We start from the raw sequence: 16603 nt of genomic DNA on the forward strand, positions 1-16603 counted from the left end.
CAGCCCAAAAAAGGTTCGTAAGTTCAGCGGAGCCCAAAAAAGGTTCGTAAGTTCAGCGGAGCCCAAAAAAGGTTCGTAAGTTCAGCGGAGCCCAAAGGAGGCAGATCCTCCAGAATAGCGTTCCCAGGCAGAGCCTGGGAACGAGGGAAAAACGAGAAAATTTCCCCCAAAAGGGGTTGACAGCACCGGCACCTTGTTCTATATTGGTATTGTGGGAAAATGTGCCGGCATATATATATAAGGTAGGTCAGCGGGTAGGGGGCACCATGAAGTATTGGCGGGGTTTGATTGCTTGTGGGGCTGTCGCACTGTCAGTAACCGGCTGTTGGGGGGAGAAGTCGCCTGACGAAATTCGCGCCGCCCTTGAGAAGGGAGTGGTGCTGATAAGCTACGGGGATAGGGGAGGGCATGGCACCGGCTTTGTGGTGGGGAGAAATAAGGGAGTCTGCACCGCACTCACCGCCGCCCATGTGTCAAATGCCAGCCAGCAGTTGCTGGTGCAAACGTATGATAAGAAGCTTTGGAATCGGGTTGAGGGAAAACCGCTTCCCGGGTTGGATTTGGCGGAAGTGAGGTTTGAGGTGAAAGCGGGAGATTGCCCGTATCCCGCACTGGTATTGGGGAATTCCGATAAACTCAAGTCGGGCGACAGGGTGCGGATATTTGGCTATCCACAAAGACTGGGTACGTCGGTGTTGGTGGCGCAATTCCCCGGCGGGGAAGTGACGGCGGTGGAAAATCCACCACTCCCAGAAGGCTACGCTATATCTTACGATGCTAGCACCTTCGGGGGGATGAGCGGCGGGCCGGTGGTTAATGCGGCGGGGGAAGTTGTGGCGGTGCACGGGTTAGCGGATTTGGTGAATATGTCGCCGCAACAGAAAGCTGATGTTGAGGGGAGATTGGGTGAGAATTTCCTGACGTTTCGCTGGGGGATTCCGATTAATGCTTATTTGGCGCGTTTCCCGGATGTTCGCGTCAGGGGTGCCGGCGATCTGGAATTGCCGGTACTCGGTGTGTGGCTGATTCTTTCTGGGGGAATTGCCGGTGGGCTTTTGTTGGGGGCGCGATTGTTTGGGTTTCGGAGTTCTCCCTTATCTGGGAATTCTTCTCCCCCAAAGGGAGTGAGTGCGCCCCAACCTCCGCAACCCCCATCTCAAGGAGGGGGGGTAAGAGGTTTGCCTCTCAATTCATTTGCCTTTGACACGGTGACAGTAGATGCGCGGGGGCGAGAAACCCACCGCAGTCGCCGGCAAGCTGAATTCTTCCCCGAAGACTTGGGAGGCGGGGTAATTCTGGAAATGGTTTCCATTCCGGGGGGAACTTTTGGCATGGGTTCGCCAGATTCGGAATCAGGGCGATATGACAGCGAAAGTCCGCAACACTGGGTGAAGGTGCAGCCCTTTTTTATGGGGAAGTACGCCGTAACTCAGGCGCAGTGGAAAGTTGTGGCAGCTTTGCCTAAAGTAAATTGCGACTTAAATCCAGATCCGTCTCATTTCAAAGGCGCAAACAGGCCGGTGGAGAATGTATCGTGGGACGATGCGATGGAATTTTGCGCCCGACTGTCCAAAAAGACTGGGCGCGACTACCGCTTACCCAGCGAAGCTGAATGGGAATACGCCTGTCGCGCGGGAACTACAACTCCGTTCCACTTCGGCGAGACGATTACGACTGATTTGGCTAACTACGACGGCGACTATACCTACGCCTCCGAACCGAAAGGCAAGTATCGCGGGGAAACAACGCCGGTGGGGAGTTTTCCGCCGAACGCCTTTGGTTTGTACGACATGCACGGAAATGTCTGGGAGTGGTGCGCCGATTATTGGCACGGGAATTATGACGGTGCGCCCTCCGATGGGAGTGTCTGGAATTCTGGCGGAAACGAAGATCGCCGATACCGGATGCAACGTGGGGGTTCTTGGAACGACGATCCCAGGGATTGCCGTGCGGCTAACCGCGACGGGTACGGGCCGGAGTTCAGGAATGACCTTATCGGGTTCCGCGCAGTCGTTTCTGCTGTCAGGACTTAATAGCCCTTTACCCTTTTCCCCTTTTGCCCTTTGCCCTTCTTTCCTTTTCCCTCTTCCCTCTCTCGCGCGAAGCGCGATCGCGATTTTTTTTTACAAAGCTGTTGGCGAATCCGTAAGCGGTTAAACCTTCTCACTCAGGAGTAAAGAGGGCGAAGCATTGGCGAAGCGAAATTTCGGGCGCAGTCGTAAAGATCCTCGCGCCAATGCTTCGCCCTTCCCTTATCGCTACCTGCAGACAAACCCAAAAAACTTCAGCCCAAAAATGTCCTAAGCGCGACTATTTGTGCAATCGGTGAAAGGATAACATTCGCTCATGCTTCGCCCTTCCCCTATCGCTACCCGCAGACAAACCCAAAAAACTTCAGCCCAAAAATGTCCTCAATCACCGGCTTCCCTATCCTCCTTAGCCAAATAATCCTTAAGAGGCACACTCAGCGGTTTAGGGGCGGGACAATTTGCCGGATTGCTGCACTGGTAACTGGGAGTACCCCCTGGTAAAAGCGCCCCAGCAACCTTTTGCAACTCCTCATAAGGATCGGCACCCACCTGCAGAGTCAAAACCAACTCACAGCTGTCGCCACCCAGTTTTGTTTTCGCGCAAATAACCCATTGCTTCTCCGTATTTGGATCGGCGCGATAACTCAATTCCTTCAAACCTTCCTCCCGCAACTTCTCCATGCGATCCGCAATTTCCAGACAGCGCTTCTGTGGCGTATAACCGCCCCCAAGGGTGTTAACCATCCTCAACCAAGGTTTCGTCTCGCTGTCATGTCGGTACATAACCGCGTACACATCCCCGCCTCGTTCGGAATCCGCTTGGATAGCGCAAGAAAACCGACTTTTAGGGCTAACCAGAAAAGTTTCTTTCGCCCAAAAGGAAAGGAAAGCCAATATGGCGAGTCCAAGAAGCATCCCCATATAGAAAATCTTCCTTTCCTGAGGATCTGGATTTTGCGGATAGGTAGGTGCCATTTTCCCAAATCTGAGCTTGCTAAGTTAAAGTGAAAGTTAGTTTCCGGGCGATTCGCCGAGATTCCAGGCAATTGGAAAGATGCCGGTGGCGAATTAACAGGGGGTTAAACCTACAGCTAGTTCGTCGGCGATTCGCCGGGGTTCCAGGCGATTGGAAATCGCGGCTATACAGACGAAGCCCGCCTGCGCGGGCTAAAGAGTATAGGGAGTTTCCCCAAGCGGTGGAATTCTCATTGTCAGGCAGAGGTTCCGCTTCCCCCTGTCCCACCCATTATGACCTTATATGCCGGCACGGATTCCCATGATAATAAGGTAACACAACCCCGCGCAACTGTCAACGGTTTGTCGAAAAATTTTTCCCACCGGCAAACCAATTTCAGAGGCGAGGTGCCGGCGAGATTCCCACAGCCCTATCGAGAGCCGGTGAATAAAAACGACTAACTCGTAGCGTTCCCTAAGAGGGAACGCACCCTACCCCTTCTGTGCCCCCGTGCCGGCCCAAAACCGACCTTATATGCCGGCACAGATTCCCATGATAATAAGGTAACACACCCCCGCGCAACTGTCAACCGTTTGTCGAAAAATTTTTCCCACCGGCAAACCAATTTCCGCGCCAGATGCCGGTGGGATTGGCAAGCCGAAATTGTCGGCACCGCCCACATGCCGGTGTTAGAATAAAGATAGACGTAGCACAGGCGTCTCGCCTGTGCTTAAACCCCTACAACCGGCAGCCGGTTTGGGCTGACTCGCTCAACTCCAGAGTGTCGCCCAACTGCGAGCCGGTGTGATAGGCAGCCAGCAAAACTTGACTGGTTTTCCCCCAGCCAATCGTGCCGGTGGCGTCAATCCCAATCGCGCCCAAATCGCGCTTATTCTTCTCAGCTTCCCCGAAAGAACGCTTAAAAGCTTCCTCCAAAGAAAAACCGTCCGTCACCCGCACCACAATCCGCGCCGCCAGACACTCCTCGATGATGTCCTCCCCAATGCCGGTGCAGCTAATCGCCGCATGAGACGTCGCGTAATTCCCCGCCGGCATCGCCGAATCGCTGACGCGCCCGATGCGCTCAAAACCCTTCCCGCCGGTGGAAGTTCCCGCAGCCAAACGCCCCTGAATATCCAGCGCCACCACCCCAATTGTGCCGCGCCCAGGTTCCCCAACCGGCTCATTTTCAGCCACCACCCCAGCAGCTTCCCGGACAAAATTCTCCTCACGTTCCTGCATCCACTCCTGCAAGCGGTTATCCGTCAGCGGATTGTAAATAGGAACTTGCAACTCCCGCAATAATTCCGCCGAACCGTAATCCGAAAGCACCCGATCTGGAGAAGTCTGCAAAGCAGAAGCTAAATCAATCGGGTGCTGGACTCGCGACACATTAATCACCCCGCTAAACCGCTGAGCGGAACCGTCCATAAGTGAAGCGCTCATGCGGATTTGACCGTCCGACTGCAGCACAGAACCCGTTCCCGCATTGAAGCGCGGATCGTCCTCCAGCAAATGGCAACCCCGAATAGCAGCTTCCCGGGCACTTGCGCCGGCAAGCAGCAGGGAGTAAACTTCTTCCAATACTTTATAGAGAGACTTGCGAACTGCCTCAACCCCGCCTTTCCCCTTGAGAGAACTGCCGGCCCCACCGTGGATAATAAGCTTGGGTTGTACTTGCCCAGCTGTCATAACTTAAACCTCTTGAACAAAATTTAACTGAAACCGACTCTGCGCTGAAAAACCAAGGCGTAGCACAGGCGTCTCGCCTGTGCACCCCCGGCGACAAAACGCCGCACCGGCATCTCGCCTGTACACTTCTAGTAATAAGACGTAGCACCGGCATCTCGCCTGTGCTACCTCGTGCGCCCCCGTGCCGGCTTGTAGGACAGGCGTCTCGCCTGCCCTACAATTGAGATCCGGGTGATGCCTGCGACCGGCGGCGACGACAGCGTTCAGAGCAATACTTCACATCATCCCAGCAATCGGCCCATTTTTTACGCCAGGTGAAAGGGCGCTGGCAAACCGGGCACATTTTCGCCGGCAAGTCAGATTTAGAGCGCTGGCGTGCCATGCTAATTTAGCAATAATTTGTCCCTTCAATTTTACGCAAAAGGGAGCCGGTGGGCTAAAGCCCAAAGGAGAACCTTTTTGGGCTTGAGCCCAACGGAGAACCTTTTTGGGCTAAAGCCCAACGGAGAACCTTTTTGGGCTGAAGCCCAACGGAGAACCTTTTTGGGCTGAAGCCCAACTGCGCAACCGGCTCGGCTGCTAGAGCGGTAAGATAAAATAGCATAAAAACTTGTATTTGTCAAGGGGGAAGTGCGAAAATTGATCAATCAGGCGGCATTAGAGAGAGTGCGGATTGTCCTAGTCGAGCCCGCAGGGGCGCTGAATGTGGGTGCGACAGCGCGGGTGATGAAAAACATGGGGCTGCACCGGCTCGTTCTGGTGAGCCCCCACTGCGATCACCTCTCAGAAGACGCCCGGAAAATGGCAGTGCACGCGGCGGATATCTTGCAAACCGCCCAAGTCGCCGACAGCTTGCCCGCCGCCCTGCAAGGGTGCCAGCGGGCAATGGCCACAACCGGTCGGGAGCGCTCCTCACCGGCACCCCTCGAAGAGCCCCGCGACAGCTTATCCTGGTTGCTGGAAGCCCCCGCCGCCTTAATTTTTGGCCCAGAAGACCGGGGGTTGAGCAATGACGAATTAAAATACGCCCAGAGATTTATCCGCATTCGCTCCAGTGACGTCTATCCCTCCCTGAATCTGGCTCAGGCAGTGGCCATTTGCTGCTACGAGCTGCACAAGCTCTCTCGCACAGCGCCCACTCCCGCCCCAAGCGCCGGCCTTCCCAGCGCTGCGCCACAGTCCGCCCCCATAGACCTTCTAGAGGGATACTACCAGCATCTGGAGGCGCTCCTGCTGAGAATTGGCTATCTCTACCCCCACACAGCAGAGAGTAGGATGGAAAAATTCCGGCGACTGTTCAACCGCGCTGGGCTTTCCGCCTCAGAGGTGGCCATGCTGCGGGGGGTTCTCTCCCAAGTGGAGTGGGCCTTAAGCCAGCAGCGGTTGCCTGATGATACCCTAGAGGCGTCAGGCGATTCTCCTGCCCTCCCCGGCACCTGTCCCGCTCCCGCGCCAGAGCCCCCCGAACAGCAGCCGGAGGCTTGACAGACGCCCGCCCCCTAAAAAAAAATGGAATGGCGCGTCTCGCAGCCCTCACACTCTGCTCTCCTGTGAAAAGATAAGGTATGAAGGATTGGGGATGAATTAAGATCGTTCGAGCGTGGCGAGCCGGTCTGGCTCCCTCTTGAGGCGCGGCTCCCACAAAGGAAGGGTGTGCAACATTTGATGACAGGCAAACAAGAGCAGAACCTGGTGAGCCGAAATTATAACAAACAGTCAGTCAGCGTTCAGGAAGAATTGGGACAGTTGCGGTTAGTTAGGGGAGTGGGGAAATGGAGTAGTTTGGGCAAAAAGGTGAGAATTTCCTTCGGAATAGGTCAAAATCTGTTGGGGCGGGCAAAAGGCCACCACAGCAAGATTTAAGCCCCAGTCAGGGCAGCAGCAGCCGGTGGAAATGTTCACGCAGCTCCCTGATGTCAGCCGGTCGGAGAGAATTAAACTGAAGTCAGTGCGGCGGGAAAGAACTGCCAGTAAACTGAGGGAGTGGGATAAATGTCTAGAATTTTAGAGACTATTCTCGCCGGTGGATATTGATAAAAGAGGCCGTCGGGAGGCGGCGTCGCCTGCATAGAAAAACCCTGTCGTTCGCGAAATATAAAGGAGTTCGGTGTGGCTCAGAGAACCCCCATTCGGAGATTTTTGTCGGCAGTACCCTCAAAGCCTGCGTCTGGCGAGACGCCAAAGGAGCAGCCTTCTGAAAGCGCTCCCATCCCGCCAGGAGCCTTGTCGCGCCGCCGGCGGGAGCGCCAGCCCCAAAAAAGCCAGCAGGGCGGACAGCCGCCCCAAAACCAGCAACAGCTCAGACCGCCGGCAGAGCGAACCGGCCCGCCGGGATCTGAGTTGCCCCACGCTGACAGGGCCAACCGCCGCAGCCGGCGTCAGCCGGCACCGCCACCCGAATCCCGACGCCGCCCGGCTCAGCCGGAAATGCTCAACCTGCGCCAGTTCCCCCTGAACAGCCCCCCCGATGCCGGCTTCGGCAGGGGGAGCAGCACCCCCACACCAGGAGCGCTGCCCCCCAGATCGCGCCCGGATGGTAATTTAAATGGGCAATCTAGCCCGCAGGCTGGAGCTGGCCGCCGCAGCCGGAAAGCAGCTCGCCCCAATCCCAGCCAAACGCCGGTGCAGCTAAATCCCCAAAATTCTGTCTCGGGACTGGCCAGATCCCCCCGAAAAGCACCGGCTCGCCAGACAGAGAAGTCCACCTCGCCGCTGGTGTACGGTTTGCGCCTGCTGATTCTGGGGGTGGGAATTGGGGTGATTGCCGGCACGCTGCTGTCGATGTTCGATCCCGCCAGCCGCTATTCGGGGGCGGTTTCTGACACATCCGGCAGCCAGCCCCAGCAGGAAGCCGCTAAGGAGGCGAGCGCAGTAGCGGCAGCAACCGCCGCGCCGGCGTTTCAGCTGACAGCGGAACTGACCGATTTGAAGATGCAACTGCAAGCCCTGGCAGCGCAAAATCCCGATCTGGCGGCGGGAGCTTTTTTCGCCGATCTCGATACCGGCGCTTATATTGACCTGAATGGCTCCCAAGCCTTACCCGCTGCCAGTACGATTAAGCTGCCGATTCTGATAGCTTTCTTCCAGGATGTGGATGCCGGTAAAATCAGCCTCGAAGAGCCCCTGACACTGCGGGAAGAGGATATCGCTGAAGGCTCCGGCGATATGCAGTACGACAATCCAGGCCGGAGTTACACCGCCCTGGAAACCGCCACCAAGATGATTGCGATCAGCGACAACACCGCTACCAATATGCTGATTGAGCGTTTGGGCGGCGCGGAAACCCTCAACCAGCGATTTGCCTCTTGGGGCTTGACAGAAACGGCAATTCGCAATAAACTTCCTGATTTGGAAGGGACGAACACCACCAGTCCCAAGGATCTGGGGAATTTGATGGCGCAGGTGAATCAGGGCGAGCTGGTGTCGCTGCGCAGCCGCGACCGCCTGCTGGGGATTATGCAGCGCACCGAGAATAATACCTTGCTGCCCCAAGGACTGGGAGAGGGAGCCACGATTGCCCACAAGACCGGCACGATTGCCTCTATGCTGGGTGACGCCGGCATCGTGGATTTGCCCACCGGCAAGCGCTACATTGCCGCTGTCATGGTCAAGCGCCCCGACAATGACCCCCGCGCCGAGGAGCTGATCCGCCAGTTTTCCCGCAAGGTTTACCTGTATTTCAGCAATCCCGGAGGCAAGTCCTAGTCTTGCGGGGTGATTCAGGCGCAGCACAGGCCAGAGCGCCTGTGCTGTCCTTTTGGGACAGGCGGGACGCCTGTCCTACGTCTTTCTGGGGCGATTCGGAACGCTCTCACGCGGCGCTCGCTGCAACCGCCATTTCGTCGAGGGTTTGCCAAATCTGCTGCAACACCGGCTCCAACCCGATTCGCGCCACCGCAGAAATTAGGAAAACTGGGGATTGACTTATTTGCTCAATTGTGCTTCGGATTTTCTCCACATCCTCGCTCTCTATATCCACGGCATCGATTTTATTGAGGGCGACGATTTGAGGCCGGTCCGCCAGCCCCCGTCCATAAGCGCCCAACTCATCCTGAATCGTCTGGAAATCAGCAACGGGATCTTCGCTGGTGGCGTCAACCAGGTGGAGCAGCACGCGAGTGCGCTCAATGTGGCGCAGGAACTCGTGTCCGAGACCGGCACCCGAGTGAGCGCCGGCAATCAGTCCGGGGATATCAGCAAAAACTGTACCGTCGCCGCTGGGTTTGCGCACCACGCCCAAATTTGGCACTAATGTGGTGAAGGGGTAGTCGGCGATTTTCGGTCGCGCCGCCGAGAGTACGGAAATCAGCGTCGATTTGCCGGCATTGGGTTTGCCAATAATCCCCACCTCCGCCAGCAGTTTTAATTCCAGGCGCAACCGCCGCACTTCTCCGGGAAGTCCGGGGAGAGCGTACTCAGGGGCGCGGTTGCTATTGCTGAGGAAGTGTTTGTTGCCCAAACCGCCTTTGCCGCCTTTGGCCACACAGAGAGTTTGGCCGGGCTCAACGAGATCGCCAAGAAGTTCGCCGGTGCCGGCATCGCAAACGGCGGTGCCGCAGGGAACTTGGACAAGCCGGTCGTCACCGTTCGCGCCGGTGCGATTGTTTGGCCCGCCCCGCAGGCCATCATCCGCCTTGAACTGGTGGGAGTACATGAAGTCCAGCAGCGTTTGCAGATTGGACGACGCCTGGAGAATCACAGAGCCGCCCTTTCCGCCATTCCCACCGGCAGGTCCGCCCGCCGGCACATATTTTTCCCGCAAAAAGGCGACAATCCCGTCACCGCCTTTGCCGGCTTGCACTTCAATTTCAGCTAAATCGATAAATTTCATAACTTTAACTTAGAAATTTTTATCTTTCCCTCGTTTGCCTCGTTTCCCTCGGACAGAGTTTCTGATATCAGAGAAACCGGGTTTCTTTAAGAAATCCGGTTTCTCTATCAGTTTCCCCGCCGGCTTATTTAAATGTAGGGCGACACATCCTCACCGCACTTATCCGCCAAATAGGAGAGGGAGCGGAAGCGCAAACCCACCAGCTGGTCGTAGAGAGGGTTCAGCTTGCACAGGGGGGGGATGTGCACGACTTTGTGGCCAAATAGCTTAATATCCCGCTCAAACGGGCACTGCGGCGGAATCATTTTGCACAAAAATCGCGCCAGCCTCGGATCGTGAATATCCAGACCGTCTAGCCAGTGGCGCACGGGTTCCAGCGGATCGAGGTGAGGTTTTTTGGGGGCCGGTTGCGCCACCGGCACCAGTTGAGCGGCAGTTCCTGTATCTGAATGTTTGTCCTCAACTTCGACGCGAGCGCACAGGGTGTAGCGCAGCGCCTCCAGCGCTTCCACTTTCACTCCTAACGCCTCACAAAACTGGTGCAATTTTGCATCTTCGCTGTCCGAATACACCCCATCCGCCACAGCCACCATCACCGCTGTTCTCAAGAAATTCTCTGCCATGCGCCGGTCAGAGCCCAAACCGGCAGCTAACTCTTCACCAGAAATCTGCTCAAATGACCCCAAATCCACTTGGGGAGCTAATTCTTCCTGAGTCAGCTCCGCAATCAAGACCTGCTCTTCTGGATCGAAGTGTCCGTCTGCCCAAGCGATGGTTAGCAATCCGCGCAGCCAGACAGAAATTTGCTCGCTCGTCAGGGGAGATTGAACTACACCAGTCATGAGAATTGTACCTGTTGAGTGTCTGCTGTTTCAAAAAAACTGGAAACCTTTCCCGCGTTTTTGTTTGTGGGTTTTCCCCACTGGGATAGCTGCATCCCCCGCGCCTGCGACTTTAAGGAGCCGCGCTTAAATTTTTTTCTGATTTTACCACTGTTTGTTAGAAATCGCCAACCCGGATTCGAGGCTGAAATTTATCTTAGCTTCTGGCCCTCGGACAGTACAGCCGGCACCCCAAGCCCCGATTTATCGCGGTTCTCAGTTGGGTGAAGTACGCCCTAGAACCCCGGGTTCTTTAAGAAACCGGGTTTCTCAGTCCCACACGAATATGAAAACCTCTATATTTACACCGCTGAAAGCCACCGGCTGTAAACTGAGATCCTGAGCCCTTGCGCAGGAGGAGAGGTCTGTGACGCCTCAAGAGTTTTGTTTGTTGGTTATCTCGATTCTAACGAGCGCTGTGGGGCAATTTTTCCTGAAATCCGGCGCATTGAAGATCGGAAAATCCCACACCGGCAATTTGGCCGGCTTTCTGGCGGGCGCGATAGCCAGCCCAGAACTGGTAGCTGGCCTCGCTTGCTACGGTTTGGGGGTCGTCGCCTATATTTTGCTGCTCTCTCGCGTGAAACTCAGCGTTGCCGGGCCGGCGCTCGCCTCGGGCTACGTTTTTTCCGTTCTCCTCGGCTACTTCGCATTTGGGGAAGCCATTCCCCTCAAGCGCGTCTTGGGTTTGGGTTTGATTGTTTTCGGGGTGATCTTAGTGCTGTGGAAAGAGTAACCTTTAATTATAACTTAAAAATTAAAAACTCAGGAGGGAGTTCTGAAATTTTTAATTTTTAAGTTATAATTTTGCCCTCACTGGCGTCTGTAAAGCAGCCACCGCAATTCCATCGGCGGTTCCCCACGGAGGACAGGGAACAAATCCCGACCGGTCGCCCACTGGTTGAACCAGCCGGTGGGAGGCCAAGCTTCTGCCGGCAGGTGCTGGCGCTCATATTCAAACACCGATTCATCGGAGACGAGTTCCAGGGGCAAGCCAAGGGTGGCGTCGGCCAACTCGGCGCGGGTGAAAATGCTGGACCAGGCCAGTTCAGACATCTCCCTGACGAGCTGGCTGGGATCGTAATCTTCTGCGGCGAGAAAGGTGTTAAACAGTAACAGTCCGCCCGGACGGAGGGTGACGCACATTTTAGCCAGCATTTGTTTCAGCTGCTGGACACTGCGAAAATGAGAGACGACCTCGACGGCGATGGCCAGTTTGTAGTGAGCCGGTGGCAGCGGAAGGTTGGGGTTGAGGATGTTAGCTTGAGTCACCATCACCGGCAATCCCTCGATTTGCACAGCAGAAAGCAGTTGCTGAGCCAGTGCCGGCGCTAGCTCGACAGTCTGAACGGGATGGCCCAGCCGTGCTAGCGGCAGGGTATTTCTGCCGGTGCCGGCTCCCACATCCAAAATCGCTGCGGTTTTGGGATCGCCGAGTTCAGCCGCCACGGCCATCACCTTGGCGTCGGGATGGCTGCCAAACAGAGGCGGCTCGCGGGTTTCAGTCCACTTCTTGTACTGGTCTGCCAGTGAGGAAGGGAGAACTGAGACGCTTACAGTTAAACGAACCGTCGGGAAGGAAGGGTACTTTTCTGACTCGTAGCGAACAATCAACCGGGAGTGGGGCGACGCCCGAAACCCTTCCTCAAGCTTGCGGGCGAGCAACTGGCGCAATTGCGCCAGTTCCTTTTCCGACCAGCTTTTGCCCATTGTGGAGAACAGCAGTGTCAGGCGCTGCATGTAATTGTCTGTCAGTGCTGGCGCACAAGGCAGGGAGAGTTCGCCACGGCCAACAATCCAAGAATCAATTCTTTTTGAGAGGGCGAGCTCGATGGTGGTGGAATCGGCTCTGTCCGGCTGTTCCATCCCAGACGGAGAGTTTTCAGAAGATGCGGAAGATGCCTGCAATAGATCCATAAGCAAGGGCAGGTGGCTGACGGTGAGTTTTAGCTAAACGATGGCCCAACTCGATAAGTGAGAGCGCGTTTATAATTTCAATCCCGTTTCCAAAGATTCAGCTGGCCAAAAATCATCCGCTCCTACCCCCTGCTGAAATCATTGTCGCATTCATTTGGGCTTCTTTGCACAACGGGGATGCTCCCCAATGTTAAACGGCAGAATAGGCGGAGGATCTCCCCCCCTGCCGGGGCGTGGCGGGACGCGCCCCCACAAAAGGGGAGAAGATCGGCCCCAGTAGGGGCGGCTGCATAGTGGCCGCCCCCAGGCCGGCGGAGACTGCCCTTTCAGGGCATCGCTGTTGGGGGCCGGCTCGGGCCATGATAAAGCAAGAAGCGGATGACCTCGCTCTCATAGAAGAAAAAGGCATCCGCTTTCAGGGAATTTTTTAAACTGCGGCTCAGCTGCTACCGGTAAAGGTAACTTCTGGGAACTTGGTCTGAGCTTCGGACATGGGCCGCTTCCGGCCTTCCTCTTGCCAATAGTTAATGACTTCCGTAGCTTTGTTGAGCAACTCGACGCGATCGGTTTCGGAAATCCAGTGTTTGGCTTCCAGCTCATTTTTTAGCTGTTCCCAGGCATCGTTACGAGGCCAGAAAAAGTAGGAAGTCAAAGGGCTTGTCCCTTTGCCAACCACCTGGTCAACCGCCAGCGCCACGTTTTCCTCTAGCCAGAGAACTTTGAGAATGAACTTGGACAATCACACCTCCAGGGCAGAGCCGGGATTGTTAAAAAACTGTACAGTCTTTCAGTTTAACACACATTTTTGTTTTTCACCGGCACAGGGGTGAGAAAATCGCACCCCGAGATCCTGGCCACCCGCACGCCGGTGGACATCAACGCCCGAGCGTGGTAAACGTAATAGAGGAAACGGTAGCTGGAAGGCGGAGGCGCATGGGGGCAGAGGGCGTGAGAGTGAATCCCGGTTTCGGGACTGAAAGAGAACCCACCACAGGAGCGAAGCCAGTCCTGGCTGTCGCGGTCTTTGACATTGACGGCGTAGTCCGCGATGTGAGCGGGTCTTACCGCCGCGCTCTAGCAGATACAGTAGAGCATTTCACCGGCGGTGGCTGCCGCCCCGATCAGGCGGACATCGACCGGCTGAAATCGGAAGGCATCTGGAACAACGACTGGCACGCTTCCCGCGAATTAATTTACCGCTACTTCGAGGCGCAAGGCCAGCCGCGAGCGCAAATTGCCCTGGACTACGACGCCCTCGTCGCTTTTTTCCAATCCCGCTATCGCGGCACAGACCCAATACACTGGAACGGGTACATCTGTCAAGAGCCTTTGCTGTTGCAGCCGGCCTATTTGCAGGGGCTGACGGCGGCGGGGATTCCTTGGGGCTTTTTCAGCGGTGCCACGCGGGGATCTGCGACCTATGTGCTGGAAGGACGCCTGGGGTTGAAGTCGCCGGTGCTCGTGGCGATGGAGGACGCCCCAGAAAAGCCTGACCCCACCGGTTTGTTAATAGCGGTGCTGCACCTCGAAGAGGGACAGCCGGCGAACTCGGATACGCCGGTGATCTATCTCGGAGACACCGTAGCTGACATGCACACTGTCCTGAAAGCCCAGCAGCTGCACCCGTCTCGCCGGTGGATTGGGGTCGGAGTTTTGCCGCCCCACGCACAGGAAACACCGGCACGTCAGGATGCCTATGCTGCTACCCTGCGGGGTGCCGGTGCTGTTGCCGTCTTGAGCAATGTCGAGGAACTCACGCCCCAGCTGATTGAGCAGTTGGTTATGGCCAAGGGCTAGTGGGTAATTTGTCAGCTAATGGGCAGCCCAATGGCCGGTAGTGCCTGAGCGGAAAAAATTGTCTGCCCAATGGTACACACAATGGCGGCGGAAATGTCAAGTGCGCTGCCGGTTGAGGAAGTGGAAAATCTGTTGCCCAATGGCCACGCCCATGGCTTTGTGTACCAATGGTACACACAATGGCGGCGGAAATGTCAAGTGCACTGCCGGTCGAGGAAGTGGAAAATCTGTTGCCCAATGGCCACGCTCATCACTTTGTGTACCAATGGTACACACAATGGCGGCGGAAATGTCAAGTGCGCTGTCGGTTTGGGAAGTGGAAAATGTATTGCCCAATGGCCACGCCAAGGGCTTTGTGTACCAATGGTACACACAATGGCGGCGGAAATGTCAAGTGCGCTGCCGGTTTGGGGAGTGGAAGATGTATTGCCCAATGGCCACGCCAAGGGCTTTGTGTACCAATGGTACACACAATGGCGGCGGAAATGTCAAGTGCACTGCCGGTCCTGGAAGTGGAAAATCTGTTGCCCAATGGCCACGCCAAGGGCTTTGTGTACCAATGGTACACACAATGGCGGCGGAAATGTCAAGTGCACTGCCGGTCCTGGAAGTGGGAAATGTATTGCCCAATGGCCACGCCAAGGGCTTTGTGTACCAATGGTACACACAATGGCGGCGGAAATGTCAAGTGCGCTGCCGGTCCTGGAAGTGGGAAATGTATTGCCCAATGGCCACGCCAAGGGCTTTGTGTACCAATGGTACACACAATGGCGGCGGAAATGTCAAGTGCGCTGCCGGTTTGGGAAGTGGGAAATGTGTTGCCCAATGGCCACGCCAAGGGCTTTGTGTACCAATGGTACACACAATGGCGGCGGAAATGTCAAGTGCGCTGCCGGTTTGGGGAGTGGAAATGTACTGGCCCAATGGCCGACGCCAAGGGCTTTGTGTACCAATGGTACACACAATGGCGGCGGAAATGTCAAGTGCGCTGCCGGTCCTGGAAGTGGAAAATCTGTTGCCCAATGGCCACGCCCATGGCTTTGTGTACCAATGGTACACACAATGGCGGCGGAAATGTCAAGTGCACTGCCGGTTTGGGGAGTGGAAGATGTATGGCCCAATGGCCACGCCCATGGCTTTGTGTACCAATGGTACACACAATGGCGGCGGAAATGTCAAGTGCGCTGCCGGTCCTGGAAGTGGAAGATGTATTGCCCAATGGCCACGCCCATGGCTTTGTGTACCAATGGTACACACAATGGCGGCGGAAATGTCAAGTGCGCTGCCGGTTTGGGAAGTGGAAAATGTATTGCCCAATGGCCACGCCAAGGGCTTTGTGTACCAATGGTACACACAATGGCGGCGGAAATGTCAAGTGCGCTGCCGGTCCTGGAAGTGGAAAATCTGTTGCCCAATGGCCACGCCAAGGGCTTTGTGTACCAATGGTACACACAATGGCGGCGGAAATGTCAAGTGCGCTGCTGGTCCTAGAAGTGGAAAATCTGTTGCCCAATGGCCACGCCAAGGGCTTTGTGTACCAATGGTACACACAATGGCGGCGGAAATGTCAAGTGCGCTGCCGGTTTGGGGAGTGGAAAATGTATGGCCCAATGGCCACGCCAAGGGCTTTGTGTACCAATGGTACACACAATGGCGGCGGAAATGTCAAGTGCGCTGCCGGTCCTGGAAGTGGAAAATGTATTGCCCAATGGCCACGCCAAGGGCTTTGTGTACCAATGGTACACACAATGGCGGCGGAAATGTCAAGTGCGCTGCCGGTCGAGGAAGTGGAAAATCTGTTGCCCAATGGCCACGCCCATGGCTTTGTGTACCAATGGTACACACAATGGCGGCGGAAATGTCAAGTGCGCTGCCGGTTTGGGAAGTGGAAAATGTATTGCCCAATGGCCACGCCCATGGCTTTGTGTACCAATGGTACACACAATGGCGGCGGAAATGTCAAGTGCGCTGCCGGTTTGGGAAGTGGGAAATGTGTTGCCCAATGGCCACGCCAAGGGCTTTGTGTACCAATGGTACACACAATGGCGGCGGAAATGTCAAGTGCGCTGCCGGTCCTGGAAGTGGAAGATGTATTGCCCAATGGCCACGCCCATGGCTTTGTGTACCAATGGTACACACAATGGCGGCGGAAATGTCAAGTGCGCTGCCGGTTTGGGAAGTGGAAAATGTATTGCCCAATGGCCACGCCAAGGGCTTTGTGTACCAATGGGACACACAATGGCGGCGGAAATGTCAAGTGCGCTGCCGGTCCTGGAAGTGGAAAATCTGTTGCCCAATGGCCACGCCAAGGGCTTTGTGTACCAATGGTACACACAATGGCGGCGGAAATGTCAAGTGCGCTGCCGGTTTGGGGAGTGGAAGATGTATTGCCCAATGGCCACGCCCATGGCTTTGTGTACCAATGGTACACACAATGGCGGCGGAAATGTCAAGTGCACTGCCGGTTTGGGGAGTGGAAGATGTATGGCCCAATGGCCAC

The 16603-nt window shown here is 55.9% G+C and carries 15 protein-coding genes; 8 read left to right on the plus strand and 7 right to left on the minus strand.

Annotated features, from left to right (window positions below; genetic code table 11):
* The first annotated feature begins 266 nt into the window (after nt 1-266).
* Nucleotides 267-2033, plus strand: coding sequence for an SUMF1/EgtB/PvdO family nonheme iron enzyme (locus tag OSC10802_RS47365; RefSeq protein WP_017715455.1), 1767 nt, complete (start codon nt 267-269; stop codon nt 2031-2033).
* A gap of 378 nt (nt 2034-2411) precedes the next feature.
* Here OSC10802_RS47365 and OSC10802_RS0103790 read toward each other — a convergent pair whose 3' ends face one another.
* Nucleotides 2412-3005 carry a COP23 domain-containing protein gene (locus tag OSC10802_RS0103790; RefSeq protein ID WP_017715456.1) on the minus strand — a complete coding sequence of 198 codons (594 nt, stop codon included), beginning with the start codon at nt 3003-3005 and terminating at the stop codon, nt 2412-2414.
* Between the two features lie 273 nt (nt 3006-3278).
* On the opposite strand from OSC10802_RS0103790, the gene OSC10802_RS48750 reads away from it, so the two are divergent.
* Nucleotides 3279-3446: a hypothetical protein gene (locus OSC10802_RS48750; RefSeq protein ID WP_017715457.1), complete on the plus strand. Its 168-nt coding sequence runs from the start codon at nt 3279-3281 to the stop codon at nt 3444-3446.
* A gap of 277 nt (nt 3447-3723) precedes the next feature.
* Here OSC10802_RS48750 and OSC10802_RS0103800 read toward each other — a convergent pair whose 3' ends face one another.
* Together OSC10802_RS0103800 and OSC10802_RS45780 are read right to left on the minus strand one after the other, a co-directional pair.
* Complete coding sequence (locus OSC10802_RS0103800) at nt 3724-4677, minus strand: isoaspartyl peptidase/L-asparaginase (RefSeq protein ID WP_017715458.1); 954 nt, start codon at nt 4675-4677, stop codon at nt 3724-3726.
* Nucleotides 4678-4891: 214 nt separating this feature from the next.
* Nucleotides 4892-5059: a DUF2256 domain-containing protein gene (locus tag OSC10802_RS45780; RefSeq protein WP_071593270.1), complete on the minus strand. Its 168-nt coding sequence runs from the start codon at nt 5057-5059 to the stop codon at nt 4892-4894.
* A gap of 248 nt (nt 5060-5307) precedes the next feature.
* On the opposite strand from OSC10802_RS45780, the gene OSC10802_RS0103805 reads away from it, so the two are divergent.
* The 3 genes from OSC10802_RS0103805 (at nt 5308) to OSC10802_RS0103815 (ending at nt 8382) form a co-directional block, all read left to right on the plus strand.
* On the plus strand, nt 5308-6162 hold the full coding sequence (locus OSC10802_RS0103805) for an RNA methyltransferase (protein ID WP_017715459.1): 855 nt from the start codon (nt 5308-5310) through the stop codon (nt 6160-6162).
* 180 nt (nt 6163-6342) lie between these two features.
* Entirely contained in the window at nt 6343-6540 is a 198-nt protein-coding gene (locus OSC10802_RS0103810) for a hypothetical protein (RefSeq protein WP_017715460.1), read from the plus strand.
* 276 nt (nt 6541-6816) lie between these two features.
* Complete coding sequence (locus tag OSC10802_RS0103815; protein WP_232731615.1) at nt 6817-8382, plus strand: serine hydrolase; 1566 nt, start codon at nt 6817-6819, stop codon at nt 8380-8382.
* A 106-nt stretch (nt 8383-8488) separates the two neighbouring features.
* On the opposite strand, the gene obgE is transcribed toward OSC10802_RS0103815, so the two are convergent.
* The gene (obgE, locus tag OSC10802_RS0103820; protein ID WP_017715462.1) at nt 8489-9508 is read right to left on the minus strand and encodes a GTPase ObgE; all 1020 of its coding nucleotides are present in this window, start codon (nt 9506-9508) and stop codon (nt 8489-8491) included.
* A 128-nt stretch (nt 9509-9636) separates the two neighbouring features.
* On the minus strand, nt 9637-10350 hold the full coding sequence (locus tag OSC10802_RS0103825) for a Mo-dependent nitrogenase C-terminal domain-containing protein (protein ID WP_017715463.1): 714 nt from the start codon (nt 10348-10350) through the stop codon (nt 9637-9639).
* 406 nt (nt 10351-10756) lie between these two features.
* Here OSC10802_RS0103825 and OSC10802_RS0103835 point away from each other — a divergent pair, with 406 nt between their 5' ends.
* A complete protein-coding gene (locus OSC10802_RS0103835) occupies nt 10757-11125 on the plus strand; it encodes an EamA family transporter (protein WP_017715465.1) in 369 nt (122 codons plus the stop codon).
* A 77-nt stretch (nt 11126-11202) separates the two neighbouring features.
* Here OSC10802_RS0103835 and OSC10802_RS0103840 read toward each other — a convergent pair whose 3' ends face one another.
* Both OSC10802_RS0103840 and OSC10802_RS0103850 read right to left on the minus strand, forming a co-directional pair.
* Nucleotides 11203-12306, minus strand: a complete 1104-nt coding sequence (locus OSC10802_RS0103840; protein ID WP_052334291.1) for a class I SAM-dependent methyltransferase — start codon at nt 12304-12306, stop codon at nt 11203-11205.
* 439 nt (nt 12307-12745) lie between these two features.
* Complete coding sequence (locus OSC10802_RS0103850; RefSeq protein WP_017715468.1) at nt 12746-13045, minus strand: 30S ribosomal protein PSRP-3; 300 nt, start codon at nt 13043-13045, stop codon at nt 12746-12748.
* 194 nt (nt 13046-13239) lie between these two features.
* On the opposite strand from OSC10802_RS0103850, the gene OSC10802_RS0103855 reads away from it, so the two are divergent.
* Together OSC10802_RS0103855 and OSC10802_RS54010 are read left to right on the plus strand one after the other, a co-directional pair.
* Nucleotides 13240-14103, plus strand: a complete 864-nt coding sequence (locus OSC10802_RS0103855; RefSeq protein WP_017715469.1) for a TIGR01548 family HAD-type hydrolase — start codon at nt 13240-13242, stop codon at nt 14101-14103.
* 1932 nt (nt 14104-16035) lie between these two features.
* On the plus strand, nt 16036-16603 hold a 568-nt coding region (locus tag OSC10802_RS54010), incomplete at its 3' end, for a hypothetical protein (protein ID WP_232731616.1).

Origin of the sequence: Kamptonema formosum PCC 10802, from assembly GCF_000332335.1 — a bacterium.
In the GTDB taxonomy this organism is placed as follows: domain Bacteria; phylum Cyanobacteriota; class Cyanobacteriia; order Cyanobacteriales; family Oscillatoriaceae; genus Oscillatoria.

Coding starts and splice junctions, on each gene's coding strand:
- OSC10802_RS0103810 (WP_017715460.1), top strand. CDS start 6,343: ATGACAGGCAAACAAGAGCAGAACCTGGTGAGCCGAAATTATAACAAA.
- OSC10802_RS0103800 (WP_017715458.1), bottom strand. CDS start 4,677: ATGACAGCTGGGCAAGTACAACCCAAGCTTATTATCCACGGTGGGGCC.
- obgE (WP_017715462.1), bottom strand. CDS start 9,508: ATGAAATTTATCGATTTAGCTGAAATTGAAGTGCAAGCCGGCAAAGGC.
- OSC10802_RS45780 (WP_071593270.1), bottom strand. CDS start 5,059: ATGGCACGCCAGCGCTCTAAATCTGACTTGCCGGCGAAAATGTGCCCG.
- OSC10802_RS0103825 (WP_017715463.1), bottom strand. CDS start 10,350: ATGACTGGTGTAGTTCAATCTCCCCTGACGAGCGAGCAAATTTCTGTC.
- OSC10802_RS47365 (WP_017715455.1), top strand. CDS start 267: ATGAAGTATTGGCGGGGTTTGATTGCTTGTGGGGCTGTCGCACTGTCA.
- OSC10802_RS48750 (WP_017715457.1), top strand. CDS start 3,279: ATGACCTTATATGCCGGCACGGATTCCCATGATAATAAGGTAACACAA.
- OSC10802_RS0103840 (WP_052334291.1), bottom strand. CDS start 12,306: ATGGATCTATTGCAGGCATCTTCCGCATCTTCTGAAAACTCTCCGTCT.
- OSC10802_RS0103855 (WP_017715469.1), top strand. CDS start 13,240: ATGGGGGCAGAGGGCGTGAGAGTGAATCCCGGTTTCGGGACTGAAAGA.
- OSC10802_RS0103790 (WP_017715456.1), bottom strand. CDS start 3,005: ATGGCACCTACCTATCCGCAAAATCCAGATCCTCAGGAAAGGAAGATT.